This window comes from Nonomuraea sp. KM90, from assembly GCF_052246675.1.
Classification (GTDB): Bacteria; Actinomycetota; Actinomycetes; order Streptosporangiales; family Streptosporangiaceae; genus Nonomuraea.
The window spans coordinates 25626-48410 of record NZ_JBQQCB010000084.1; the positions used below are offsets into that span (position 1 = coordinate 25626).

Below are 22785 nucleotides of genomic sequence, written 5' to 3' on the forward strand. Positions count from 1 at the left end.
GCGAGAGCGGCGGCACGGGAACGGTGCGAGAGCGGCGGCACGGGAACGGGGTGGGAACGGTGCGAGAGCGGCGGCGCGGAAACGGCGCGGGAACGGTGCCCGAGCGGCACACAAGCGGCGCAGGAGCGGCGGCGGCCCGCGGTGGTCAGTCCTCCAGTCCGATCAGGTCGCCGAGTCGGCCGGTGCCGGTGCCGGTGCCGGTCAGCCGGACGTCGTCGACGAACATCCCGTCCCGCATCGAGACCAACCGGTCCGCGCAGGCCGCGACCCGCTCGTCGTGCGTGACGATCACCAGGGTCTGCCCGGCCGAACGGAGCTCCTCGAAGATCCTCAGCACGTCGAGGGTGGCCGCGGTGCCGAGGTTGCCGGTCGGTTCGTCGGCCAGGATGACCAGCGGCTCGTTGACCAGCGCGCGGGCGATGGCGACCCGCTGACGCTGCCCGCCGGACAGCTGCGACGGCAGATGCCGGGCCTGGTCGGCGAGCCCGACCCGTTCCAGCAGGAGGATCGCGTGCCGCCGGGCCTCGCGCCGCGAGCGCCCGGCCAGCAGCGCGGGCAGCTCCACGTGCTCCGCCGCCGACAACTCCTCCACCAGATGGAAGGCCTGGAAGACGAACCCCAGCGACCGCCGCCGCAGCCGCGCCAGGGCCCGTTCGCTCAGGGTGTCGACGCGCCGCCCGGCCAGCCACACCTCTCCGGCGGTGGGCCGCTCCAGGCCGCCCAGCAGGTGCAGGAGGGTCGACTTTCCGCAGCCGCTGGGGCCCATCACCGCCAGCGTCTCTCCCTCGGGCACCTCCAGGTCGACCTCGTCGACCGCGCGGATCCGGCCCGGCCCCTGGCCGTGATCCTTCACCAGGCCGCGGACCTGGACCACGGCACGCGGTACGTTCATGCGTCCTCGGGATCGTCATCGACGGCGGACCAGGCCCGCTCGCAGGCTTCCAACCAGCGCAGGTCCGCCCGCAGCCGCAGCACGACCCCCTCCAGCAGCAGGACGGCGGGCGATCCGGCCGGCTCGGCCAGAACGGCGTGCTGCGCCTCGCGCAGGTGGCGCAGCAGCTCACGGCGCTGCGCCGCCACGAGCCCGACGGGGTCGGCCAGCCGGGTCGCGGCCGCCGCGACGAGCTTGAGGTGGAACTCCGCCAGGTCCGGTTTCGGCCAGCCCACCTCGGCCAGCCACGCGCTCACCCGCTGCTGCCCGGCCGGGGTCAGCGCGTAGACCTTGCGCTCCGGCCGCTCGGGCAGGCCGTCGGCGTGCTCGCAGACGACGAGCCCGGCCTTCTCCAGCCGGGCCAGGGTCACGTAGATCTGACCGGGGTTCATCGAGCTGCCCAGCGGGCCGAGGCTTCGCTGCAGCCGGGCGCGCAGGTGGTAACCGTGCGACGGTTCTTTGGCGAGCATCGCCAGCACTGCGTCCTGCACCGCACTCCACCCCTCTAGCGGTCGGCCAATAGGTAGCGGCTGGCCGCCGGGGATGTCAAACGCTTGGAGGGGTGGCCGGCCGGGCGCTGGTCGTCGCCGTCCCGCCGGAGGGCCGTGGCGACGCAGTCCTTGCGTACAGCGTACTCAGTGACTTAGTCTGGCCGGAATAACCGCGTACGCCGTACCCAGGAGGTCGCCCGATGAAAGGCCCGCTGTCAGTGATCAGCGAGGACGACCGCGAGGCGGCCGTGCGGCGCCTGCAGGAGGCGTACGCCGAGGGGCACCTCTCCTACGAGGAGATGGACGAACGCCTCCACCAGGTGCTCACCGCCCAAAATCCCAGCGACCTCGTCCCGCCCCTGGCCTCGCTCCCCGCAGAGAGTCCAGCCACGATCGCCGCCGTCGGCGGACTGATCCAGCGGCGCGGCGCATGGCGGGTGCCCCGGGTCCTCAAGGTCGAGTCCGCACTCGGGAGGGTGCGGCTGGACCTGTCCCGGGCCGTCGTCGAGCATCCGGTGATCGACATCGAGCTGCAGCTCGGCACCGGCCGAGCCACGATCACGGTGCCTCGCGACGCGATCGTCGAGATGGATGACCTGCGTACCGGGTGGAAGGGCCCGCTCTACCGGATCCGGCGGCGCCCCCGTCCCGGCGGGCCGAGGATCCGGATCTCCGGGACGATGGGGCTGGGACGGTTGAAGGTCCGCCACGCGCGGCGTTGAGGCCCGCCCGTCCTTACGCCGGGACCACCTTGAGCGACTTCACCAGGGTGTGAACGTCGGGCCAGAGCTGCTTGTGGGTGTCGGGGATCGTGATCCACAGGACGGCCGGGCGAGGGCGGCCGGTGTCGACGGCGATCGTGACGGACAGCTCCTGCGATGCCTCGCGGCCGTCCGGGCTCGGCGGCATCCGCATCATCCGGGCCAGCAGCCAGCCGTGGCGTACCGGCTGTGAGGCGATGTCCTCGCCCGTCGTGCCCGACGGGAACGCGCCGGCCTGCTTGGCGTCGAGCATCGCCCGGGCGGCGTCGTAGAGGCTGTCGCCCGCGTCGAGCTCGGACCACAGGTGCTGGGAGTCGATGTCCGCCCACCACTCGCGGTCGCCGTCCGGGCCGTACGACTCCGTGAGCAGCGTCTGGCGCAGGTTGTAGCGGCCGTCCGTGACGGGGCCGTCGCTGATGGGGCGGCTCCTGCGCCAGGGCGCGCCCAGCTCGGCGAAGGACAGGCCCGTCTTGGGGTCGGTCACCCTGCCGATCACCTTGGCGCCCTTGCCGGGGTGACGCCGGAGCGTGACCACGGTCCCCTCGGCGATCCTCTTGACCACGAGATCGCTCGAGGTCGGACTGGGGGTCGGGACGGCGGAAGGGGGAGCGGAAGTGGGAGTAGGAATGGGAGTGGCGATCGCTTCGGCAGCAGGCGTGGGGGACGCCTGCGCGGGTGGCGTCGCCGGCGTGCCGTCACCTGTTGCCAGGTGCAGGCCGACGGCGAGCTCGGTGAGGAGCAGCGCGCCGCCGACCAGGCGGAGCCACCCGGGGAACGGCGCCATGAGGTCGCGCATGCGGTCGGAAGTCCTGGGCACGGGTCAGTCCTCCGGGGTGAGCAGGGTGAGGCCGGCGCGCCGGGCTTGTTCGACGCTGTGGCGCAGGGACTCCTCCAGGTGCCGCGCACGCTCGGTCAGCTCGCCGACCTCGCCGGCCGCCAGGTGGTCGCGGACCGTCCTGGACAGCAGTTCGCGGTAGGCGTCGCCGTCCTCGGCCAGGTCCTGCAGCGTTCGCCACTCGGCGTAGACGGCCTCCGCCTCCTCGGTACGCCGCGCGTACTCCTCCAGGGCGGAGATGCGCCGGGCCAGCGCCCGGGTCGCGACCGTCAGCGCCTCCTCCTGCGATGCGAGCACGGTGGAGATGCTCTCGGTGACGTGGCCGGAGCGGGCGCTGTCCTGTTCGCGGCGCAGCCGGGTCAGCTCGGTCAGCGTCTCGGCGATCTCCCAGGCCTGGCGGGGGAGGGCCACCCGGTTGGCGATGCCGTCGAGCAGGCCGTCCCGGTCGATGGGGGAGTTCAGCACGGTGTCCGTCGCGGCCACGGTGCGATCCAGCAGCGCGGCGTCCAGCGGCTCGAGCATGGACGCGTGCACGTACCTGCCGTGGTGGCGGCGACCGTACCCGGCCACGGGGGATTCGCCCGCCATGGCCAGCAGCGCCACGGCCGCGATGCCCTGCACGGCGAGACAGGCGAGGAAGAACACCGGGAAGCCGTACGCGATCCAGACGGCGAGCACCGCCACCTGGAGCAGCACCGCTCCGGCGACGAGCGCACGGCGGCGGCCGCGGCGGGCCAGCGCCAGGACGAGAGGGAGGAAACCCCACAGCGCCGACAGCGCCAGGGCCGCCAGCACGTCACCGCCCGTCCGGCCGCCCCACGCGGGCCGCTCGGGCGCGGGCGGCAGGTGCTCGGGATGGGCGGCCATCGCCCGGCGGTGCGCTTCGGGCAGGTCGGGGTAGAGAACGAGGGCTTGCCGCCGGCGGTCTCCGGACCTGCCGCGGATGGGGGATGTGCCAGTCATGCCGTTCCTGATCTACGCGTCGCCGGTCCGCTCGGGATCCGGCGGTCTTCTCGGGGAGATCATCCCGGCTGGCGCTTGCACACCGCTTGCACCGGAATCCCCTTGGCGGTGTACGTGCGGCGAGGTCGTCTGTGATCGTGGAGATGTCCGCCGCCCTGACCGTCCAGCGATCGGAGCCGTCATGCGCAAAGGCATCGTGGTCACGGCACGGCCGGGTGTGGAGGAGCTGGCCGTGCGGGCCGAGAGGCTGGGCTTCAGCAGCTTCTGGGTCTACGACGCGCCCATGCTGCACGGTGACCCGTTCGTGGCGCTCGGGGCGTGCGCGAAGGTCACCAGCCGTATCAAGCTCGGCGTCGGCGTGACCTCACCGGCGCTGCGGTCCACACCGGCTGCGGCCGGCGCGTTCGCCAGCCTCAACGCGCTGGCGCCAGGTCGGATCATCTGCGGCATCGGCACCGGGAACACCGCCCGCCGCACCCTGGGGCTGCCGCCGGCCACGACGGCCGAGCTCGAGAGGTTCACCGCCGCGCTGCAGGGCTTGTGCGCCGGCGGCACCGTCGAGTACCGCGAGGGCGACCAGGTCCGCGACATCAGACTGCTGCATGCCGGGCAGCACGTGAACACCACTGACCCCATCGAGTTCGTGGTGGCCGCGAACGGCCTGAAGGCCGCCGCCGTCGCTGGCCGCCGCGGCGCCGGCATCATCTCCTTCGCGCTGCTGGACCCCGCGGCGTGGAACGCCTTCCACCACGCTCGCCGGCAGGCCGCGGGCGCGCCTCACGACGCCGACTCCTACGTCATGACCTCGCTGTACGTGCTCGACGAGGGCGAGGCCCCCCACGGCGACGCCGTCCGGGACGCGACGGGCCACATCGTCATGTCGCTGCTGACCTTCGCCGCCGAGGCACCCGCGTTCGCCGAACGGCTCGGGGCCGCGGAACGCGACGCGGTGCGGTCACTCCTCGCCCGGCGGGGCACCACGACCACCGCGCCGGACCGGCACACCGCGCTCTACCGCGACTACCTGGGACGCATCGCACCGGCGGACCGGGACCTGATCCTGCCGTCGCTGATCGACGCGCTGGCCCTGGTCGGAACGCGGGACGACCTCCTGGCCCGCATCGCCACCCTGGAACAGGCCGGGATCGACGAGATCGTCATCCAGCCGGTGGTCGATCCGCCGGCGGAGATGGCCGAGCTCGCGAAACTGGCCACCTGAGCCGGCGGGCTGCCGGGGTGCACCCACGGTGGGGCGCCCCGGAGCGATGCGGGCAAAAGGCCTCGCGTACGGTCGCCGCTGGGCCGGTACGCGGGGCGGCGGAACGCTGACCGGCCGGCTGCCGACCACGGCGCAGGTGGTGGACGCCGCCGTCTTCCTGCTGGAGAACCAGGCGATCAACGGCGTCGGCCTGCGCGTGGACGGCGGCGTACGGGAACGATGAGGGCTCCGGCCAGGTCCGCGTCATGAGCGTGTGGTCGACCTCAGGTTCCGGGGGAGACGGTCAGGCCGGCCAGCCGCCCGCGGCGGCGGTGGACCTGGCGAACTCGGCGAAGGTCCGCGGCGGGCGGCCGAGGGCACGCTGCACGCCGTCGGAGACGTACTCGTCCGTACCCTCCCTGAGCGGCTCGATGACGTCCGCGAAAGCCGCGGCGTCCGCGGGCGGCAGTCCCTGCCGGACGAGCTCCGCGACGTAGTCCTCGACGGAGAGCGGCACGTAGCGGATGTCGCGGCCGGTGACCTCGGAGATCGTGGCGACCGCCTCGGCCAGCGTCACCGCCCGGGGGCCGGACAACTCGTAGATCCGGCCCGCGTGCCGGTCCTCGGTCAGCGCGGCGACCACCACCGCGGCGATGTCCTCGGCGTCGACGAAGCTGGCGGCCCCGTCGCCAGCGGGCAGCCGCAGCTCACCGGCGCGGACGGCATCGGCGAAGAAACCCTCGCTGAAGTTCTGCGCGAACCAGCCCGGCCTGCTGATCGTCCACTCCAGACCGCGCTCCCGCACGGCGGCCTCGCTGTCGACGATGCCCGCCAGGATGCCGCCGCTGTCCCTCGCGTAGTCCGGATCGTCGATCCCGCGCCCCGAGGCCAGCACCACCCGCCGCACCCCGTGCCGCACCGCCCGCTCCATGAACGGCCGAACCAGCTTCGTGCCGTCCAGCTGCACGATGTAGACGGACCGCACGTCCTCCAGGGCGGCGTCCCAGGTGCCGCTGTCGGTCCAGTCGAAGGCGTGCTCGCCGTTGCGGGCCGCCGCGCGAACCGGCAGCCCCATGGCCCGCAGCCGGCTGACGACGCGGCGGCCTGACTTGCCGGTCGCCCCGGTGACAAGAATCGGATGTTCAGACATGGGCCCAGTCAACCGGCCCAGGACGAGACGATCCATGGCTGGAAAGCTCTGGCCGATGTCTAGGCGTCTACACTCGAGGGCATGGACGCCGTGTCGCAGCTGCTGGCAGACGTACGGGCGCGCGGCGCCGTCTTCCGGCGGACGATCATGCGGCCGCCCTGGGCGCTGCGGATGGCCAGTGGCGCCCCGCTGACCCTGGCCACGATGCTGCGCGGCCGGGCCTGGATCGTTCCCGACCGGCACGAGCCGGTGCCCATCGGCGTCGGCGACATCGCCGTCGTCCGCGGCGACACGCCCTACACGGTGGCCGACGACCCCGCGACCACACCCTCGCTGGAGGTGACCAGCGCCGACTACTGCCCGGGGTCGGAGGGCGTCGAGCAGGCGTCCCGGCCCGCCCGGACCTGCGGAACCCCCGCCGACGGGGCGGCCGTGCTGGTCAGCGGGGCTTTCGAGCGCAAGGGAGAGCTCAGCGAACGTCTCCTGCAGGCCCTGCCCGCCGTGCTGGTGGTGCCGGCAGAGGGCGGCCCCTACCCGTCGGTGGAGCTGGTGGCCGGGGAGGTCGCCGCAGACCGGCCGGGACAACAGCTGGTGCTGGACCGGCTGCTGGAACTGATGCTGGTCTCCGCGCTGCGCAGCTGGTTCGGCGACCCCGGCGCCGATGCCCCGGCCTGGTGCCGGGCGCTGGACGACCCGGTCGTGGGCGCCGCGCTGCGGCTGCTGCACGACACCCCCGCCCACCCGTGGACGGTGGCGGACCTGGCCGCCAAGGCGGGAGTGTCGCGGGCGGCGCTCGCCCGGCGGTTCACCGCGCTGGTCGGCGAACCGCCGATGTCCTACCTGGCGGGCTGGCGGATCGCCCTGGCCGCGGACCTGCTGCGGGAGACCGACCTCACGGTGGGCACGATCGCCCGGAAGGTGGGCTACGCCAACGCCTTCGCGCTGAGCGTGGCGTTCAAGCGGCTGCGCGGCACCCGGCCCAGTGACCACCGGCGCCCGGAGCCGGCGTGGCGGGCCGGACCGGGGGCGTAGACGACGCCGACCACGGCCGGCGATCAGTTCAGCCGAGCGGTGAGCTCGATGATGTTGCCGAGGTTGTCGGTGACGAACGCGATGCGCTGACCGATCGCCGCTACGTCCATGGGCCCGCCGATCAGCGGCACGTCACTGTCACGCAGCTGGGACACGGTCGCGTCGAGATCCTCGACGGCGAGGCAGAAATGGTGCAGCCGCTCCGGGTCCATGCTCGCCAGCACGTCCTCGGCCGGCGCCTCGTGACGGCGCGACGCGCCCGCGAGCAACTCGATCTTCACGCCTCCGCTGACGATGAAGGCGAACGTCGTGCCGTGGGAGTCGAACCGCTGCTGGAGGGCGAAACCGAGCTTGCTCGCGTACCACTGGATGGTGGCATCGAGCTGCTCGGGCGTCACGCTGATGCCGACGTGGTCGTGGGAGAAGGTAATGGCCATATGGACGAGACTGGCCGACTGGCGAGCCGGTAACCAGGGACGGGCCGACGGTAGGACCGGCCGTACCCACCTTCGTGGCGGTGGCTCTCAGCCTGGGCATCGGGCGCAGCGGCGAGCCGGTCGGATCGCGGGCTGGTCGAGAAGGCCGTTCCGTACGATGATCGCTGCATGCCCTCATCCGCGTCCGCCGCTCTGACCGGATCGGCCCTGGCCGCCGTCCTGGTGGCCGTCCTGGTCGGTGGCTGCGCCGATCCGGCCGCCGATCGGGTGTCGCTCGTCGGCGCGACCCAGCCACCGGCGTCACCGCCGCAGCCGTCGCCGTCGACCGCGGTGCGCCTGCCGCAGCCCGCGCAGACGACCTCGGGTCCCGTACGGCACCCGTTCCCGCCGGCGACCTCCCTGGCCGATCCCCTGGCGACCGGAGCGCCCCTGCCGGCGACGGGCCGGCCGCGGTTCTTCGTCTCCGCGCGCGCTCCGCTCACCCACTTCCCCGGCAGGACCAAGACCGCTGTCTTCACCCCGGTGCCGCCCGCCGTGCACGACGCGGAGACCGGGGCGATCGTCGCGAACGTCCCGCTGCCGCCCGGCATCGCCAGCTCCTGGCACCTGGTCGCCGCCGCCCGGGACAACCGCACGTTCGCCATCGCCGGCTGGACCGAACCGAAGGACCCGTACATCCGCTTCTTCCTGGTGCGCCTCGGGCAGGACGGGCGCCCCGAGCAGCCGGTGGCCATCACGCAGACCGACCCCGACTACCTGAAGTCGGTCTACGACCTCGCCCTCAGCGCCGACGGCACCCGGCTGGCCTACGCCACGCCGCTCATCGGGGGCGGCGCCAAGATCTCCGTGCTCGATGCCGCCACCGGCCGGCGCCGGGACTGGACATCGACGTACTCGATGGTGACTGGTCTGTCGTGGGCCCCGGACGGCCGCTCGCTCGCGTACGTGCTGGGTGGCCGGGCCATCGGCCTGCTCGACCTCGCCCGCCCGGACGCCGGCCTGGAGGGCGCGGCGTCCCGGATCATCAAGAACGGCGCGGGCGGCATGCCGATCGAGTCGACCGCCCACACCCCGGACGGCGGCGCGCTGATCTACGCGACCGGGCACACCGTCGAACGCATCGCCCTGGCGGGCGGGCCGGCGCGGGTCCTCGCCCGCCCGGAGCGGCCGCCGGGCGCGTCGCTGAGCCTGCGCTTCAGCGTCGACGGGACCGGCGAGCACCTCCTGTACGTGCACAAGTGGCACGCCTACCGGATCGACCTCGCCGGCGGCACGGCCACCTCGGTGCCGATCACCGTCGCCGAGCGGCCAGGCGAGGGCACCGAACCCCGCGCAGCCTGGTGACCCCGGCCGCCCGCTCGAACGTCGTCGTAGAGGTGACCGCCTTTCCGAGCCGAACGGAGAGCGGTGCGTGACCCGATCGCGGATGCCGGCGTGAGCGTCGTGGACCGGCTCGGCATGTACTACGAGAGCGGGCCGGCACCGTGCAGGAACTGTTCGACCGCGGTCTCCACCAGCCCGTCGAGCAGCTCCGCCTTGACGAGGTTGCCGTTGATGAGCGAGGCGATGCCCTGGAGGGTCGCGAACAGGACGATCCCGATCCGCTCGGGGTCACCCGCCTGGAGCGCACCCTGCTCCTGCCCTTGCATGATCAGCTCGCTCATCAGCCCGAACGGCGCTTCGGCCGCCCTGACGATCCGCGTCGAGGTCCGGCGGCTCGACCTCGCCGACCTGTCCTCGGTCCGCGCGTTCGCCGCGGGCTTCACCGAGCCCGTCGACGTGCTGATCAACAACGCGGGTGTCATGATCCCGCCGTTCTCCCGCACGGCCGACGGCTTCGAGCTGCAGTTCGGTACGAACCACCTGGGGCACTTCGCGCTCACGAACCTGCTCCTGCCGCGGATCCGGGAACGGGTCGTCACCGTCTCGTCCAACGGTCACAAGGTGGGCTCGATCGACTTCGACGACCTCAACTGGGAGCGCAGGCCGTACCGGGCGATGGCCGCGTACGCGCAGTCCAAGCTCGCCAACCTGCTGTTCACCGCGGAACTCCAGCGACGGCTCGCCCAAGCCGGCTCACCGGTGATCGCCACCGCCGCGCATCCGGGCATGGCGGCCACGAACCTGCTGAAGTTCGACGGCCGGCGACGCGTGCGCCACCTCGTGCAGCAGGCGGCGGCCGGCCTTCTCGCGCAGAGCGACGACGACGGAGCCCTGCCCACGCTGTACGCGGCCGTCGCGCAGATTCCGGGCGACAGCTACGCGGGCCCGAGCGGTTTCCTGGAGGGACGCGGCGCGCCGAAGCTGGTCGGTCGCTCGGCGAGGGCGCGGGACGCGGAGGTGGCACGCCGCCTGTGGGAGGTCTCCGAAAAGCTGACGGGAGTCGCCTTCCCGGGAGCTCGCTCCGGGCCGCCTGATCTCCACCCGCACGGCGAGATCTGTCGGTGCGGCCTGGCATGCTCCCGGCCATGCGTCAACCACTCGCGCACCACCCCGAGGTGGAGTCGGCGGTCGAGGCCGCGCTCGCCGCAGCAGGCTGGATCACGCAGGCCGGCAACGACCGCCTCCGCCTGAGAGACCGGCTGTCCCGGGAGCGGGGGTTCGCCCGGCGCGCCGCCGCCGTGTATCTCGCCCAGGCCACGCTGGACGACCTCGCGAGCGAGCTGTACCTGGCACTGTCCGGCTCGGACGGGTGGACCGCGGCGGAGGTCGCGGCGCTGTTCACCGTCATGCGGGAGCGGGAGATCCACTACCGCGACGAGGATTGGCTGGCGCCGGCGCTGGAGCTGGCGGCGAGCCTCGACGACGAGGATCGGACCATCGTGTGGGAGCCCCTGAGGCCGCTGGTCGAAGCGGTGTCCACGAGCGGCATCGAGGCGGGGGCACGCCGACGGCTGCACGGCCTGATCGCACGCGTCTTCCGCACCGGCCCCGAGGCGATGCCGCTCGCGGCCCTCGTGCCCTGCGACGAGTGGGCCATGGCAGTACGCGACCACCTCGGCGCCGCGCCGCCGGAGGGCCTGGTGCGGCTCGTCGACCACCTCGCCGAGCTCAACGGGCCGCGGCCCGCCAAGACCTGGCGCGGCCGATGCCTGGAGCTGCTCCAGACCGACGGAGCGGGCGACCTGGTGCGCGCCGCGGTGAACGCCTTCGGAAGGGTCAGCGAGGTCGACAGCCCCTGGGGCCCGGCCCAGCTGATCGTCTCCGGCGCCAACACCGACGTGGCCAGGGGGTTCGTCTGGGCGGCCGCCCTGCTGCCGATGGACGACGCCGTGCCGGAGCTGACGGAGCTCGCCCTGCGCACCTCGGGAGTGCACCGCGGCCTGCGGGAGGACCTGAAGCTCGCCGGAGCGGCGATCAACGCGCTGGGCGTCTACCCCGGCCCCGTCGCCATGCGGGCGCTGTGGCAGCTACGCCGGCGGATCAGGCATCGGGCGCTGCACAAGCAGATCGATAGCGCCCTCGACGCCGCCGCCGCCCGCCTCGGCATCACGCCCGGCCAGATGCTGGAGCGCAACATCCCCGACCACGGGCTCGGGCCCGACGGGACGCTGACGCGCACCATCGACGGCTGGACCGCGGTGCTGGCCGTCGAGAACGCCAAGACCGCACGGCTCGGCTTCCGATCGCCGGACGGCGCCACGGTCCGCACCGTCCCCGCCGCGCTGAAGGAGACCGCCGAGCTCGAAGCGCTCAAGGCCGTGCTGAAGGAGATCCGCCAGACGCTGTCGGCCGAACGCACGCGCCTGGAGGAGCTCTTCACCACGGACCGGGCGTGGCCGTACGAGGAGTGGGCCCGCCACTACCGCGACCACCCGATCACCGGCGCCGTCGCACGCGGGCTGATCTGGACGGCCGACGGGCACACCTTCCTGCCGGACGAGGCCGTCCCCGCCTCCGTGCCCGCCTCCGTGCCCGCCTCCGAGGTCCGGCTGTGGCACCCCGCACGCGCCACCCCGGAGGAGACCGCCGCCTGGCGAAGGACGGTGACCGAGCGCCGGCTGCGACAGCCGTTCAAACAGGCCTTCCGCGAGACCTACCCGCTCACCCCCGCCGAGGAGAGCACCCGTGTCTACTCCAACCGCTTCGCCGCCCACATCGTCGACCATCCCCGCCTGTACGCGCTGCTCAAGGAGCGCCGCTGGCGGACGACCTGGCTGGGGCCCTTCGACGGCGGCTACGCCGCGGAGGCGAGCAAGGGGCTGGCCGAGGGTGCCTGGCAGGTCCGGTTCAGATACGAGGCCGCGGGCGTGGAGGGCCACGAGGTGACACTGGCCGCCACCGGCCAGGTCCGCTTCGACCGGCGGCGGGGGCGCGGCTTCGTGCAGGCCGAACTGGCCGAGGTGCCGCCGCTGGTGTTCAGCGAGGCGATGCGGGACGTGGACCTCTTCGTGGCCGTCACCTCCATCGCCGCCGACCCGCAATGGCAGGACCGCGGCGAGGACGACCACCAGGCCTACTGGAGGCAGGCCTCCGTCGGCCCGCTGCCCCCGTCGGCCGAGGTGCGCCGCGACGCGCTGGCGCGGCTGCTTCCCCGCACGGCCGCCGCCGACCGGCTCACCCTCACCGACCGGTTCCTCGTCGTCCGCGGCGACCTGCGCACCTACAAGATCCACCTGGGCAGCGCGAACATCCTCATGGAGCCCGACGGCGTCTACCTGTGCATCGTCCCGGCCCGCACGCGCGACTCCCGGCGGTTCCTCCCCTTCGAGGAGGACGGCCCGCTTTCTCTCATCCTCAGCAAGGCGTTACTGCTGGCCAACGACACCAAGATCACCGACGAGAGCATCCTCCGCCAGATCAGGTAAGCCCGCTGTCAGGCCGCCCCCGCACGGGCCGGCGGCTTCGGCCGGTGCCGGCCGGGGAGATCATGTGGGCTGCAGTTGTCATGCAAGCGACGCCTGATCAGCTACCGGCATCGGAACGGACAAGGCCGGCCCAACCGGGCCCGCCTATCAGCGTGAGGAAGAAGGATGGCATCGGTCGTCTTCGGGACATGCGCCGCAATCGCCTCGATCGTGGGCGTGGTGCTGTTCATCGTGTTGAGGCGGAAGCCGCACACCCGGGTCGGGGCGTATGTCAGCGCGACGTTCCTGTTCCTGGGCGCGGGGATGCTCACCCTGGGCTCCATCTCGTTCGCCGGCCTCGAATCCGCCGCGCTGCAGACCTTCACGCCGGAGGAGCGCGCGACGGCGGTGCCGTGCAACGCGATGGTCCTGGGAGCCGAGCAGACCAACAAGCACAACGGACGCTACATCTGGCTGTTGCGGCTCCGCGTGACCCCTCAGGCCGGCAGCCCCTACGAGATCGAGCGCACGGCCCGGCTCACCTCGTCCATGGGGGAACGCCTGGAGAAGGGGAACGTCGCCCTTACCTGCCTGGTGGCCCCCGCCGACCACACCCGGATCGAGATCCCGGCCCTGGCCTGAGCCGCCCCCTTGCCGCCGGCGCGAGCGTCCGGCACACGCCTCAGGCGTGAGCGATGAGTTCGGGCGGCGGATCGGGTCTGCCCTGGCATGACCCGAATCATCGCTGACATCTCGGTCTCCCTGGACGGCTTCGTCACCGGGCCCGACCCCGGCCCGGACAGCGGTCTGGGCACCGGTGGCGAGGCCCTGCACACCTGGGCGTTCTCCGACGACCCCGACGACCGCCGGATCCTGCGCGAGGCGACCGCCCGATCGGGCGCCGTCGTCCTCGGCCGCCGGCTCTTCGACGTGGTCGACGGGCCGTACGGCTGGAACGACGACTCCGGCTACGGTGCCGGCGAGGTCGGCAGGCCCGCGTTCGTCGTCGTGACGAGCTCGCCCCCGAAGTCGGTGCGCCTCACCGGCCTCGACTGGACGTTCGTCACCACCGGTCTGACCGACGCCGTGACCGCCGCCCGCGAGCGCGCCGAGGCGGCGTCGGCGCACCGCGGCGAGGACCTCGACGTCGTCCTCATGGGCGGCGGCGCCACGATCGGCTCGGCGCTCGCCGCCGGGCTGGTCGATGAGCTGACGCTGCACCTCGCGCCCGTCGTGCTGGGCGCCGGGACGCCACTGTTCACCGGCGGAGCGCCGCGCACGCTGGTGCAGCGAGGCGCGACCCCGACCTCGACCGCGACGCACCTGACCTACGACGTCCTCTGACGGCGTCGTCGCGGACCTTCGCCTCGATCATGTCGCGGAGGGTCTCCGCAATCCCCCGAAACAGGCGTCGCGGAGCCTGTGCAGGACCTCGTGGCAGCCCTCGTCTTCGAAGCGCGCCTCACTCGCGGCGCTCGGGGGCGCTCAGGACGTCGGCGAGGTCGTCCACCGCCAGCCCCTGGCCAGGCCTCGCCTCGGGCGCCTTGATCGTCATCGGCTTGTCCCAGTTCCGGTACTGCGTGGCCAGCCGCGCCTGCGGGATCCGGTCGTCGCCGAGCCCTCGGACCTCGGGCCGCGGGTGCGCGTCGAAGCCCCAGAAGATCCGGTACGGCCATCCGCGGTCGTCGTACATGTACGTCCACGTCACTTCCGACGTCCCGAGAGCCGCGTTTCCCGCGGCCTCGCGGAAGCTGGGGGAGACGCGATAGAGCTCCTTGAGGGTGATCGTCCCGGTCAGGGAGTAGATGCGCCGCTTGCGGCCGGTCGTGCGGTCCTTGGTCCAGGGCGTGACGCTCTTGCGGGTCCTGGTGGACAGCAGCGTGCGCAGCGTGTCCTCCGTGGGGAGCACACCGGCGGGCGGACGGCGAGGCTGAACGGGCGCTCTCCCTTCCCCCATGTCACAGAAGTGACCCCTGTCTCGTCGCAGGAGAGACAGACCCTCTAACGGAGAGCGTGGACATGAACGAGCACACCCCACACCAGAAGGTCGCCATGATCACCGGCGCGAACAAGGGAATCGGTCGCGCGGCCGCCGAGCAACTCGCCGCGCTGGGCATGACGGTCCTGATCGGAGCCAGGAACGCGCAGCTCGGCGAGGAGGCCGCCGCGGCGCTGCGCGCGACGGGAGCCGACGCCCACGCGGTCACCCTGGACGTCACCGACCAGGCCACCATCGAGGAGGCCGCGAAGTGGGTGGGGGAGCGCTTCGGCCACCTGGACTCGCTGATCAACAACGCCGGCATCACCGGCTCCGGGCAGGTCTCGCCCCAGGACGCCGTCGATCAGATCCCCAGCACCGTCGACCTGGACATGGTCCGGGCGGTGTTCGAGACCAACGTCTTCGGGGTGATCGCGGTGACCAACGCGATGCTTCCGCTGCTGCGGCGCTCGCCGGCGCCGTGCGTCGTCAACGTCAGCAGCGGCGCCGCGTCGCTGGCCCTCAACAGCGACCCGGACGGCCCGCTGACGCGACTCCCGGCGTCGGCCGCCTACTCGCCCTCCAAGACCGCGCTCAACGCGCTGACCGTCCAGTACGCCAACGAGCTGCGCAAGGACGGCATCCGGGTCAACGCCGCCGATCCCGGCTACGTCGCCACGGACATCAACAACCACGGCGGGTTCCTCACCCCCGCACAGGGCGCCACGGCCCTGGTGCACCTGGCCACACTCGGCGCCGACGGACCCACCGCCGGGTTCTTCAGCGCGGACGGGCCCGTGGCCTGGTAGGGAGCGTCCCCGGCCCTGGGAAGCCCTCGTAGGGAGTTTCCCCGGCCCTGGGCAGCCCTCATCCGCCGGGCCGTCGGCCAGGGTTGGCGGCGATCTTCTCGCGGAAAGGTGCGATGGTCGTCTACCTGCGGTGGCAGGGACCCGCAGGGGTGGATCCGCGGCCGGTTCCCGAGCGCGGCGAGTCGGCCCTGAAGCGCACGCCGGACCGGCTCGCGCGGGCCGCCTGACCGATCGGCAGGGGCACGCGGGATCGCCCGGAGACGCGGACGGCCCCGCGCTCTTGAGAGCGCGGGGCCTCGGGGGGTGTCCGGGTGTCGCTGTGATGGGGAGGGGCCTTACTGTTGTGTCGATCCGAGCCGTACGGCGAAGGCCTGTACGCCGGTGGGAGCGTCCCAGGTGGCGCCGACGCCGACCAGGCCCCAGCCGCCGGAGCAGTCACCGGTGGCGTACAGGAACGCGGTGTCGGTGGTGTCGTTGGAGAAGCGGATCGCCCCGCCGGTCAGTTGCAGGCAGATGTCGCTGGGCGGCTCGGCGACCTGGAACGGCTGCCCGGCGGGGGTGACGTAGGTGTAGGTGCCCGAGGCCGCCTGCGCGGCCGGCGCGGTGAGGAGGACGGCGGCCAGCGGGGTGGTGAGGGCCACCGCCACCCTGCCCCTTGCGCACTGTGTGTATCGGCTCATGTACGAAAGGTAATCGCGCGGCAAGGCCGGCACCATGCGTCATGCGATCTCGGCAACCCATGTATCTGCAGGTCCGCGCGGTTGCTCGGTCATGGGAACTTCGACGTCGCCACCTACCGGTAGCCTCGAACGCGAGGAACACGACCGCCCTGGCGACCTCGGCCGGGTGCCCCCGCTTCAGGGCCGAGGCGCAGCGGGCGTGGGCACGTGCGGTCGCTCGCGGGCGAGGAGCGCGCCGAGGGCGGCGGCGAGGAGGGGAAGGCCGGCGACGACGGCCACGATCGCCGGCCAGGGGGTCTCGAACGGCACCCGCACCGGTGCCTCCCACGTGGTACGCACCGTCAAGGGCCACAGCAGCAGCATCCCGGCGGGACATCCGGCGACCGCGCCCAGGACGGTTCCGTACAGGGCGCTCAGACCCGCGCGGGATGCGCAGAACCACCGGAAGGCCGCGGCTGACCCGTTTCCGGCCCGCCTCAGGACCCGGGCCTGACGCGCGTCCGCGGCCTTGCCGAAGCCGGCGGCCAGCGCACAACCAAGGGCGACCAGGAGCGCCGCCGCGACGACGGGCAGCCACCCGGTCGAAGCCGCGAAGCCGCGCTCGACGTAGACCTCCGCGACCGTGTCGTCCAGCCGGTCGTCGAGGCGCTCCTGCTCCTGCACCGTGACCCGGCGGAGAGTGGGGTCGACGATCAGCTCGTCCGGTAGGAGCCGGTAGCCGAGGTCGCGGACGATCTTCGAGGGCACGAAGATCGTCTCCATGTACGGGTCGGCGGGCCTGGCGATGACCGCCCGGACGGTTCTGGTCTTCGTTGTGTCGTCGTTCTCGTCGATCTCGTAGGAGAGCTCGACCGAGTCGGCCTTCACGTCGGCTGACGTGATCACCACGGCCGTGTCCTCGTCGTACGGCGTCGACTGATCGCCCGTGAGGTACCGCAGCAGTTTCTCGTCACCGATGGCCTGATCCCAGTAGACGGCCTCCTCTGATATTTCGATGTTCTCCGCGTTCGCGTGGAAGTGCCAGGATTCGCGCGAAGGGCGCTCGCTCTGGGCGATCGGCACGCCGGGTAATTCCCGCTCGATCGCCGCTCGTACGGTGCCCGCATCCGCCGCCGAGGAGAAGAACGGCGCGAACAAGGTGCCCGACCGGACCAGTAAGGTGCCCGGCCGGGCCCGGGGCGAGTATTCGGCCCTGCTCTGCGCCGTTTCGCCGACCGCGACGACCGTCAGCGCGATGCCGAAGGCCGTCGCCAGCATCGCCAGCGTGATCGCGAGCACCGCGCGGACACGACGATGGGCCAGGTCGCGGGCCGCCAGGCGGAAGGGCGGCGGCAGCCGTTCCGCGTACGGACCGGTGATCTCCAGCAGCCACGAAGGCACCGGGCCGAGGCCGGCGACGAGCAGGCCCGCGCCGATGAGGGTGATCAGCAACATCCCGGAAGCCGCGAGGGCGCCGTAGCGCGAATCCGCACGCCCCAGCCAGGCGCCGAGTCCCATCAACAAGACGCCGGCGAACGACACGAACAATCCCGCGACGACGAATCGCCGGCTCATGAGCTCGTGGCGGTTGGGCGGGGCGGAGAGCACCGCGGCAGGGACGGCCCCGGTCGCGGTCATCAGGGGAAGAACTGCGAACAGGCCGAGGAATACGGCCATGAACACGTAGTACGCAAGATCGAAAGGCATGGCGGAATGGTAGTGAGCTGTCCATGACCCGGGGAAGGAGATGGGCAGCCGAACGCGGGAGTGTTCGTGCTGGTGGGCGGCCGATCGGGTGCCGCTGGTCAAGCCTGGCGCGCTGGCCCGGGAAGACCTTCGCCGGTCCGGCCCGCTCGATATCGAGGTGCGGTGGGCCTGTGGCCCGGGTGAAGATGGCCGCGTCTGGCTATGTGAGCCGGCACCCCGGAAGAGGAGCGTGCCATGAGCGCCATCGGATCCGCAGGCCCGGAGATCCGAATGGGCACGGGAAGGCTGCGCGGGCGGATGGAGGACGGCGTGGCCGTCTTCCGCGGCGTGCCGTTCGCGCGCCCGCCGGTGGGCGCCCTGCGGCTGGCCGCGCCGGTGCCGGCCGAACCGTGGGACGGGGTGCGCGAGGCCGGCGCGTTCGGTCCGCCGCCGCCGCAGTCCAGGTTGCTGGGCGCGTCCGGCGTCGACGGTACGGACGGCGACTGGCTGACCGCCAACGTGTGGTCCCCCGACCTGGGCGCTGCCCGGCTGCCGGTGATGGTGTGGATCCATGGCGGCGGTTACATGTACGGATGGTCCGGCGACCCGGTCTTCGACGGCCGCGTGCTCGCCCGGGACGGCGTCATCGTGGTCACCTTCAACTACCGGCTCTCCGCCGAGGGCTTCGGACATTTCCGGGGGGCACCGGCCAACCGCGGGTTACTGGACCAGGTGACCGCCCTGCGCTGGGTGCGCGACAACATCGCGGCCTTCGGCGGGGATCCGGACCGGGTCACCGTCTTCGGGGAGTCCGCCGGAGCCGGGAGCATCGCGGCGCTGATGGCGATGCCCATGGCCGCCGGTCTGTTCGGCAGGGCGATCGCGCAGAGCGTGCCAGGCCTGTTCTTCTCCGCTGAGCTGGCCGCCGACATCGCCGCCGCCGTGGCCGGTGAGCTGGGCCTGCCCCCGCGCGCGGACGAACTCGCCCGCCTGTCGCCGGAGCGACTGAACGACGCCGGTGACGCGGTGGCGGACAAGATGGCCGGCCGCCCGCAGTGGGGCCGGGCCGCGTACATCCGGTCGCCGTTCGCGCCGGTGGTGGACGGCGAGGTGCTGCCCGCGGTGCCGTGGCGGTCACTGGCGGACGGGGCCGCGCGCGAGGTGGAGCTGATCGCGGGGCACACCCGCGACGAATACCGGCTGTTCATGGCCATCAGCGGCGACTCCGGCCAGATCACCGCCGAGCGGGCCGCCACCGCGCTGCGGGAGCTCGCGCCTGACCCGGAGGCCTTCCGGGCCGCCCACCCGAAGGCCGGCGAGGAGCGGCTGTACGAGCTGGTGCACTCCGACTGGTTGTTCCGGATGCCGTCCGTCCGGCTGGCCGAGGCCCACCAGAGGCGCGGCCGGGCCCACCTGTACGAGCTGACCTGGCCGGCCCCCGGCATGGGCGGCGAGGTCCTCGGCGCCTGTCATGGGCTCGGCCTGCCGCTCACGTTCGGCAACCTGACCGCCGGCGCGGCGGGACTGCTGCTCGGACAGGAGCCGCCACCGGCCGCGGCCGAGCTGTCGGCCCGGGTCCGCGCGGCCTGGATCGCCTTCGCCACGACCGGGGATCCCGGCTGGCCGGCGTACGAGCCGCAGAACCGGCATACCTGGGTCATCGACACCGAGCCCGGCATGACGGCGTACCCGGAGGAAACCTCCCGTGAGTTGTGGGCCGGGCACGCCTTCGACCCCCTCACGTTGCGGGCGCATCCGTAGCCGGCCACGGTGCGACCGTGATCAGCGGGGCGAGGTACCCCTCCGGCACGGCCTCCTCCACCGGCACGCCACCGGCCTCCACCACCCAGGCGTGCGCCGCGAACGGCGGGTGGAGCGGGGCCGCTCGCCTGCCCGTGGTTGACCTCAACCGCGGTTGAGATTGCAGGATGGCGATCGGGGGCCTGTCCTGCCATCGACCTCGAGGAGCATGCGCGTGAGCATGGACACGGGTTTCTATTCGATCATCGATTACACCGTCGACGGATTCGACACTCAGCGCGAGCTCGTCGAGGCGTTCGCGGAGATCCAGGAGCGGTGGGTGCGCTTCTATCCCGGCTACCGCTCAGCCCGGTTTCACGTGAGCACCGACGGCACCCGCGTGTACAACATCGTGCACTGGGCGAGCGAGGCGGATTACCGCGCCTTCGTGGAGACCTCGGACACCGACGGCCGGGTGGCCGCCATCGGCAGGGCGCTGCGGGGCCTGTCCGGCAAGGCCGAACCGCGCATGACCGGGCCGCCCACCTACACCGTGGCCCGCGAGGTCGGTCCCGGGCCGCAGGGCCTCGACTCCTGATCGCCGAAACCTCCTACAAAGGACCTGCATGAAGCTGGAGATATACGCCGATGTGCTGTGCCCGTGGTGCTACATCGGCAAAAGACGCCTGACGGCAGCGTTGGCGAGCCTCGCCGACCGCGACAGCGTGGAGCTCGCCTGGCGCAGTTACGAGCTCGCCCCGGAGGAAGGCCGGGTCCCCGGTCCGACCGCCGCCGAGGCCATGGCCGGATGGTGGGGCGAGCAGGCACCTGCCCGAATCACCCTGATCCGGTCGCTGGGCGCCGCGGAAGGCCTGGAGCTGAACCTGCATCTGGCCCGGCCGGTGAACACCTTCGACGCGCACCGGCTGTGCAAGCTGGCCGCCGACCACGACCGGGCCGACCAGATGATGGAGCTGCTGCTGCACGCGTACCACACCGAAGGGCTCAACGTGGCCGACCCGCAGGTCCTGCGGCGCCTGGGCGGCGCGGCCGGCCTGGACGCCGATGACGTGCACGCCGTGCTGGCCGGTGACGACTACGCCGACCAGGTGCGGGCGGATCGGCTTCGCGCGGCCGAGCTCGGCGTCACCGGCGTCCCCAGCCTGGTGATCGACGGCCGGCCGCCGGTCTCCGGGGTCCAGCCCGTCGCTGATCTGCGCCGGCTGCTGGAGCGCGGCCCGACCGGTTCACCGGGCGTTCCGGCCGGTTCTGACCGGGCCGGCTGACGCGTCACCCCTCCGAAACACGACTTCTCCGAAAGGGATCGCACCCGCGATGACCGGGCCACCTCCTCAGCCGAGCAGCACTTCCTTTGTCCGGATTTGTGGAGTCGTGAGGCGCGGCTCAGTGTCCGTCCTCCTGGCCGGGGCAGCCTGATTCGCCGTGGCCCGGCGCCGAGTGCCAGGCCGATGCAGCCGAGAGGGATGACGGTGTCGATGGGGAAGAAGAAGCCTGATCTGGTGAGCCTCATGTTCGCCGAGCAGCCGGACGGCAGCTACGTGACGTCCCTGCGGGGCCAGGCGGTGCTGCAGGAGCCGCTGCTGAACAAGGGCACGGCGTTCTCGCCGCAGGAGCGGGCCGAGCTGGGTCTGGAGGGACTGCTGCCGCTGGCGGTGGAGACGCTGGAGGAGCAGGCGCGGCGGATGTACGCGCAGTACCGGGCACAGCCGAGTGACCTGCTCAAGAACGTCTACCTGGAGGGGCTGCGGGACCGCAACGAGGTGCTCTACTACCGGCTGCTGAGCGATCACCTGCGCGAGATGCTGCCCATCGTGTACGACCCGACCGTCTCCGAGGCGATCAAGGCCTACAGCCACGAGTACCAGCGCCCCCGTGGCGTGTACCTGTCCATCGACGACCCGGGCGGGATCGAGCGGGCCTTCAGGAACCTCGGGCTGGGCCCGGACGACGTCGACCTGATCGTGGCCTCCGATGCCGAGGAGATTCTCGGCATCGGAGATTGGGGGGTGGGCGGCGGAGCCGGCATCGCGACGGGCAAGCTGGCCGTCTACACGGCCGCCGCGGGCATCGACCCCGGCCGCGTCATCCCGGTCGCCCTGGACGTGGGCACCGACAACGAGGCCCTGCTGAACGATCCGGCCTACGTCGGCAACCGGCACGCCCGGGTACGCGGGCAGCGCTACGACGACTTCATCGACGCCTACGTCACCACGGCCACCCGGATGTTCCCCGGCGCCCTGCTGCACTGGGAGGACTTCGGCCCGTCCAACGCCCGCCGGATCCTGGAGAAGTACACCGGCCGGATCTGTACCTTCAACGACGACATGCAGGGCACCGGCGCGATCGTGCTGGCCGCCATGCTCAGCGCCGTCCGGGTGTCCCGGACCCCGATGCGTGAGCAGCGGATCGTCATCTTCGGGGCGGGCACCGCGGGCACCGGCATCGCCGACCAGCTGCGCGATGCGATGATCCGCGACGGCCTGGACCGCGAGAGCGCCTCCCGGCGGATCTGGCCGATCGACAAGCAGGGCCTGCTCACCGACGACATGGCCGGCCTGCGCGACTACCAGCAGCCGTACGCCCGCCCCAGGGACGAGGTCGCCGACTGGTCTCGCGACGAGCACGGCATCTCGCTGGCCGAGGTCGTCACGCGCGTGAAGCCGACCATGCTGCTCGGCACCTCCACCGCCCACGGCGCCTTCACCGAGCAGATCGTCCGGACGATGGCGGCGGGTGTGGACCGCCCGATCATCTTCCCGATCTCGAACCCGACCGAGCGCATCGAGGCCATGCCGGCCGACCTGATCCGCTGGAGCGACGGCCGGGCTCTGATCGCCACCGGCGTCCCGATCGAGCCGATCACGTACAACGGCGTCACGTACGTCATCGGCCAGGCCAACAACGCCCTGCTCTACCCGGGGCTGGGGCTGGGCGTGGTGGTCGCGCGGGCCCGCCGGGTCAGCCCCGGCATGTTCCAGGCCGCCGCCGAGGCCGTCGGGAACATGGTCGACGTGTCCGCCCCGGGCGCGTCGCTGCTGCCTCAGGTGGACAACCTGCGCGAGGTCTCTGCCACGGTGGCCGTGGCCGTCGCGAACCGGGCGGCCGAGGAGCACCTGGCCCGCGTCGATCTGCGTGACACCGTCCAGCAGGTTCAGGACGCCATGTGGCAGCCCACGTACCGCCCCGTCCACGGGAACGGGCAGTGAGCGCGCCGCAGGTCCGCGACGCGCCGATCGGGCTGCGGGCGCCCGCCGCCCACGAAAAGCGCCTGACGCCGCCCTGGCCCAGGCGACACACGATCCAGACC

General features: G+C 72.4%; 24 protein-coding genes. 14 read left to right on the top strand and 10 right to left on the bottom strand.

Translation table 11 applies throughout. The features are described 5' to 3' along the window. Positions 1 to 145: 145 nt before the first annotated feature. Both ACTWPW_RS45305 and ACTWPW_RS45310 read right to left on the bottom strand, forming a co-directional pair. Positions 146 to 892, bottom strand: a complete 747-nt coding sequence (locus tag ACTWPW_RS45305; RefSeq protein WP_443172367.1) for an ABC transporter ATP-binding protein — start codon at positions 890 to 892, stop codon at positions 146 to 148. After that, a complete protein-coding gene (locus ACTWPW_RS45310) occupies positions 889 to 1422 on the bottom strand; it encodes a PadR family transcriptional regulator (protein ID WP_443172368.1) in 534 nt (177 codons plus the stop codon). The genes ACTWPW_RS45305 and ACTWPW_RS45310 overlap by 4 nt, the downstream gene beginning before the upstream one ends. A 200-nt stretch (positions 1423 to 1622) precedes the next feature. Here ACTWPW_RS45310 and ACTWPW_RS45315 point away from each other — a divergent pair, with 200 nt between their 5' ends. Then, positions 1623 to 2144 carry a DUF1707 SHOCT-like domain-containing protein gene (locus tag ACTWPW_RS45315; RefSeq protein WP_443172369.1) on the top strand — a complete coding sequence of 174 codons (522 nt, stop codon included), beginning with the start codon at positions 1623 to 1625 and terminating at the stop codon, positions 2142 to 2144. Positions 2145 to 2157: 13 nt separating this feature from the next. Here the strand turns inward: ACTWPW_RS45315 and ACTWPW_RS45320 are convergent, their stop codons facing one another. Continuing rightward, positions 2158 to 3000: a hypothetical protein gene (locus ACTWPW_RS45320; RefSeq protein WP_443172370.1), complete on the bottom strand. Its 843-nt coding sequence runs from the start codon at positions 2998 to 3000 to the stop codon at positions 2158 to 2160. A 3-nt stretch (positions 3001 to 3003) separates the two neighbouring features. After that, positions 3004 to 3981 carry a hypothetical protein gene (locus ACTWPW_RS45325; protein ID WP_443172371.1) on the bottom strand — a complete coding sequence of 326 codons (978 nt, stop codon included), beginning with the start codon at positions 3979 to 3981 and terminating at the stop codon, positions 3004 to 3006. A gap of 181 nt (positions 3982 to 4162) precedes the next feature. On the opposite strand from ACTWPW_RS45325, the gene ACTWPW_RS45330 reads away from it, so the two are divergent. Together ACTWPW_RS45330 and ACTWPW_RS45335 are read left to right on the top strand one after the other, a co-directional pair. Next, the gene (locus ACTWPW_RS45330; RefSeq protein ID WP_443172372.1) at positions 4163 to 5200 is read left to right on the top strand and encodes an LLM class flavin-dependent oxidoreductase; all 1038 of its coding nucleotides are present in this window, start codon (positions 4163 to 4165) and stop codon (positions 5198 to 5200) included. Between the two features lie 46 nt (positions 5201 to 5246). Then, on the top strand, positions 5247 to 5423 hold the full coding sequence (locus ACTWPW_RS45335) for a hypothetical protein (protein ID WP_443172373.1): 177 nt from the start codon (positions 5247 to 5249) through the stop codon (positions 5421 to 5423). A gap of 60 nt (positions 5424 to 5483) precedes the next feature. Here ACTWPW_RS45335 and ACTWPW_RS45340 read toward each other — a convergent pair whose 3' ends face one another. After that, positions 5484 to 6329: an NAD(P)H-binding protein gene (locus ACTWPW_RS45340; protein ID WP_443172374.1), complete on the bottom strand. Its 846-nt coding sequence runs from the start codon at positions 6327 to 6329 to the stop codon at positions 5484 to 5486. An 81-nt stretch (positions 6330 to 6410) separates the two neighbouring features. Here ACTWPW_RS45340 and ACTWPW_RS45345 point away from each other — a divergent pair, with 81 nt between their 5' ends. Next, on the top strand, positions 6411 to 7361 hold the full coding sequence (locus ACTWPW_RS45345; protein WP_443172375.1) for an AraC family transcriptional regulator: 951 nt from the start codon (positions 6411 to 6413) through the stop codon (positions 7359 to 7361). Positions 7362 to 7384: 23 nt separating this feature from the next. Here ACTWPW_RS45345 and ACTWPW_RS45350 read toward each other — a convergent pair whose 3' ends face one another. Continuing rightward, a complete protein-coding gene (locus ACTWPW_RS45350) occupies positions 7385 to 7798 on the bottom strand; it encodes a VOC family protein (RefSeq protein WP_375112615.1) in 414 nt (137 codons plus the stop codon). Positions 7799 to 7966: 168 nt separating this feature from the next. Between ACTWPW_RS45350 and ACTWPW_RS45355 the strand changes: the two genes are divergently transcribed. Continuing rightward, positions 7967 to 9142, top strand: a complete 1176-nt coding sequence (locus tag ACTWPW_RS45355; protein WP_443172376.1) for a WD40 repeat domain-containing protein — start codon at positions 7967 to 7969, stop codon at positions 9140 to 9142. Between the two features lie 119 nt (positions 9143 to 9261). Here the strand turns inward: ACTWPW_RS45355 and ACTWPW_RS45360 are convergent, their stop codons facing one another. Further along, entirely contained in the window at positions 9262 to 9462 is a 201-nt protein-coding gene (locus ACTWPW_RS45360) for a hypothetical protein (protein WP_443172377.1), read from the bottom strand. On the opposite strand from ACTWPW_RS45360, the gene ACTWPW_RS45365 reads away from it, so the two are divergent. From ACTWPW_RS45365 to ACTWPW_RS45380, 4 genes are all read left to right on the top strand, one after another. Then, the gene (locus ACTWPW_RS45365) at positions 9446 to 10372 is read left to right on the top strand and encodes an oxidoreductase (protein WP_443172378.1); all 927 of its coding nucleotides are present in this window, start codon (positions 9446 to 9448) and stop codon (positions 10370 to 10372) included. The two genes, ACTWPW_RS45360 and ACTWPW_RS45365, sit on opposite strands and share 17 nt — an antisense overlap. Next, positions 10267 to 12606, top strand: a complete 2340-nt coding sequence (locus ACTWPW_RS45370) for a DUF4132 domain-containing protein (protein WP_443172379.1) — start codon at positions 10267 to 10269, stop codon at positions 12604 to 12606. The genes ACTWPW_RS45365 and ACTWPW_RS45370 overlap by 106 nt, the downstream gene beginning before the upstream one ends. Before the next feature lie 165 nt (positions 12607 to 12771). Beyond that, positions 12772 to 13227 (top strand): hypothetical protein, encoded by a 456-nt coding sequence (locus tag ACTWPW_RS45375; RefSeq protein ID WP_443172380.1) that lies wholly within the window; start codon positions 12772 to 12774, stop codon positions 13225 to 13227. Positions 13228 to 13314: 87 nt separating this feature from the next. Beyond that, on the top strand, positions 13315 to 13929 hold the full coding sequence (locus tag ACTWPW_RS45380; RefSeq protein ID WP_443172381.1) for a dihydrofolate reductase family protein: 615 nt from the start codon (positions 13315 to 13317) through the stop codon (positions 13927 to 13929). 118 nt (positions 13930 to 14047) lie between these two features. On the opposite strand, the gene ACTWPW_RS45385 is transcribed toward ACTWPW_RS45380, so the two are convergent. Then, a complete protein-coding gene (locus tag ACTWPW_RS45385) occupies positions 14048 to 14494 on the bottom strand; it encodes a hypothetical protein (RefSeq protein ID WP_443172382.1) in 447 nt (148 codons plus the stop codon). Between the two features lie 110 nt (positions 14495 to 14604). Here ACTWPW_RS45385 and ACTWPW_RS45390 point away from each other — a divergent pair, with 110 nt between their 5' ends. Beyond that, positions 14605 to 15372: an SDR family NAD(P)-dependent oxidoreductase gene (locus tag ACTWPW_RS45390; RefSeq protein ID WP_375112609.1), complete on the top strand. Its 768-nt coding sequence runs from the start codon at positions 14605 to 14607 to the stop codon at positions 15370 to 15372. 335 nt (positions 15373 to 15707) lie between these two features. Here the strand turns inward: ACTWPW_RS45390 and ACTWPW_RS45395 are convergent, their stop codons facing one another. Together ACTWPW_RS45395 and ACTWPW_RS45400 are read right to left on the bottom strand one after the other, a co-directional pair. Beyond that, the gene (locus ACTWPW_RS45395) at positions 15708 to 16052 is read right to left on the bottom strand and encodes a hypothetical protein (RefSeq protein WP_375112608.1); all 345 of its coding nucleotides are present in this window, start codon (positions 16050 to 16052) and stop codon (positions 15708 to 15710) included. A 177-nt stretch (positions 16053 to 16229) separates the two neighbouring features. After that, positions 16230 to 17738 carry a hypothetical protein gene (locus tag ACTWPW_RS45400; protein WP_443172383.1) on the bottom strand — a complete coding sequence of 503 codons (1509 nt, stop codon included), beginning with the start codon at positions 17736 to 17738 and terminating at the stop codon, positions 16230 to 16232. Between the two features lie 234 nt (positions 17739 to 17972). Here ACTWPW_RS45400 and ACTWPW_RS45405 point away from each other — a divergent pair, with 234 nt between their 5' ends. From ACTWPW_RS45405 to ACTWPW_RS45420, 4 genes are all read left to right on the top strand, one after another. After that, the gene (locus tag ACTWPW_RS45405) at positions 17973 to 19478 is read left to right on the top strand and encodes a carboxylesterase/lipase family protein (protein ID WP_443172384.1); all 1506 of its coding nucleotides are present in this window, start codon (positions 17973 to 17975) and stop codon (positions 19476 to 19478) included. Between the two features lie 220 nt (positions 19479 to 19698). Next, positions 19699 to 20055: an antibiotic biosynthesis monooxygenase family protein gene (locus tag ACTWPW_RS45410; RefSeq protein ID WP_443172388.1), complete on the top strand. Its 357-nt coding sequence runs from the start codon at positions 19699 to 19701 to the stop codon at positions 20053 to 20055. Positions 20056 to 20083: 28 nt separating this feature from the next. Next, positions 20084 to 20743 (top strand): DsbA family oxidoreductase, encoded by a 660-nt coding sequence (locus ACTWPW_RS45415; protein WP_443172385.1) that lies wholly within the window; start codon positions 20084 to 20086, stop codon positions 20741 to 20743. A 210-nt stretch (positions 20744 to 20953) separates the two neighbouring features. Further along, positions 20954 to 22684, top strand: coding sequence for an NAD-dependent malic enzyme (locus tag ACTWPW_RS45420; RefSeq protein WP_443172386.1), 1731 nt, complete (start codon positions 20954 to 20956; stop codon positions 22682 to 22684). Positions 22685 to 22785 lie beyond the last annotated feature (101 nt).

Bases quoted from the DNA above. Each gene is read 5' to 3' on its own strand.
- ACTWPW_RS45305 (WP_443172367.1), bottom strand. From the start codon at position 892: ATGAACGTACCGCGTGCCGTGGTCCAGGTCCGCGGCCTGGTGAAGGAT.
- ACTWPW_RS45315 (WP_443172369.1), top strand. From the start codon at position 1,623: ATGAAAGGCCCGCTGTCAGTGATCAGCGAGGACGACCGCGAGGCGGCC.
- ACTWPW_RS45325 (WP_443172371.1), bottom strand. From the start codon at position 3,981: ATGACTGGCACATCCCCCATCCGCGGCAGGTCCGGAGACCGCCGGCGG.
- ACTWPW_RS45330 (WP_443172372.1), top strand. From the start codon at position 4,163: ATGCGCAAAGGCATCGTGGTCACGGCACGGCCGGGTGTGGAGGAGCTG.
- ACTWPW_RS45335 (WP_443172373.1), top strand. From the start codon at position 5,247: ATGCGGGCAAAAGGCCTCGCGTACGGTCGCCGCTGGGCCGGTACGCGG.
- ACTWPW_RS45340 (WP_443172374.1), bottom strand. From the start codon at position 6,329: ATGTCTGAACATCCGATTCTTGTCACCGGGGCGACCGGCAAGTCAGGC.
- ACTWPW_RS45345 (WP_443172375.1), top strand. From the start codon at position 6,411: ATGGACGCCGTGTCGCAGCTGCTGGCAGACGTACGGGCGCGCGGCGCC.
- ACTWPW_RS45350 (WP_375112615.1), bottom strand. From the start codon at position 7,798: ATGGCCATTACCTTCTCCCACGACCACGTCGGCATCAGCGTGACGCCC.
- ACTWPW_RS45355 (WP_443172376.1), top strand. From the start codon at position 7,967: ATGCCCTCATCCGCGTCCGCCGCTCTGACCGGATCGGCCCTGGCCGCC.
- ACTWPW_RS45365 (WP_443172378.1), top strand. From the start codon at position 9,446: ATGATCAGCTCGCTCATCAGCCCGAACGGCGCTTCGGCCGCCCTGACG.
- ACTWPW_RS45360 (WP_443172377.1), bottom strand. From the start codon at position 9,462: ATGAGCGAGCTGATCATGCAAGGGCAGGAGCAGGGTGCGCTCCAGGCG.
- ACTWPW_RS45370 (WP_443172379.1), top strand. From the start codon at position 10,267: ATGCGTCAACCACTCGCGCACCACCCCGAGGTGGAGTCGGCGGTCGAG.
- ACTWPW_RS45375 (WP_443172380.1), top strand. From the start codon at position 12,772: ATGGCATCGGTCGTCTTCGGGACATGCGCCGCAATCGCCTCGATCGTG.
- ACTWPW_RS45380 (WP_443172381.1), top strand. From the start codon at position 13,315: ATGACCCGAATCATCGCTGACATCTCGGTCTCCCTGGACGGCTTCGTC.
- ACTWPW_RS45390 (WP_375112609.1), top strand. From the start codon at position 14,605: ATGAACGAGCACACCCCACACCAGAAGGTCGCCATGATCACCGGCGCG.
- ACTWPW_RS45395 (WP_375112608.1), bottom strand. From the start codon at position 16,052: ATGAGCCGATACACACAGTGCGCAAGGGGCAGGGTGGCGGTGGCCCTC.
- ACTWPW_RS45400 (WP_443172383.1), bottom strand. From the start codon at position 17,738: ATGCCTTTCGATCTTGCGTACTACGTGTTCATGGCCGTATTCCTCGGC.
- ACTWPW_RS45405 (WP_443172384.1), top strand. From the start codon at position 17,973: ATGAGCGCCATCGGATCCGCAGGCCCGGAGATCCGAATGGGCACGGGA.
- ACTWPW_RS45410 (WP_443172388.1), top strand. From the start codon at position 19,699: ATGGACACGGGTTTCTATTCGATCATCGATTACACCGTCGACGGATTC.
- ACTWPW_RS45415 (WP_443172385.1), top strand. From the start codon at position 20,084: ATGAAGCTGGAGATATACGCCGATGTGCTGTGCCCGTGGTGCTACATC.
- ACTWPW_RS45420 (WP_443172386.1), top strand. From the start codon at position 20,954: ATGGGGAAGAAGAAGCCTGATCTGGTGAGCCTCATGTTCGCCGAGCAG.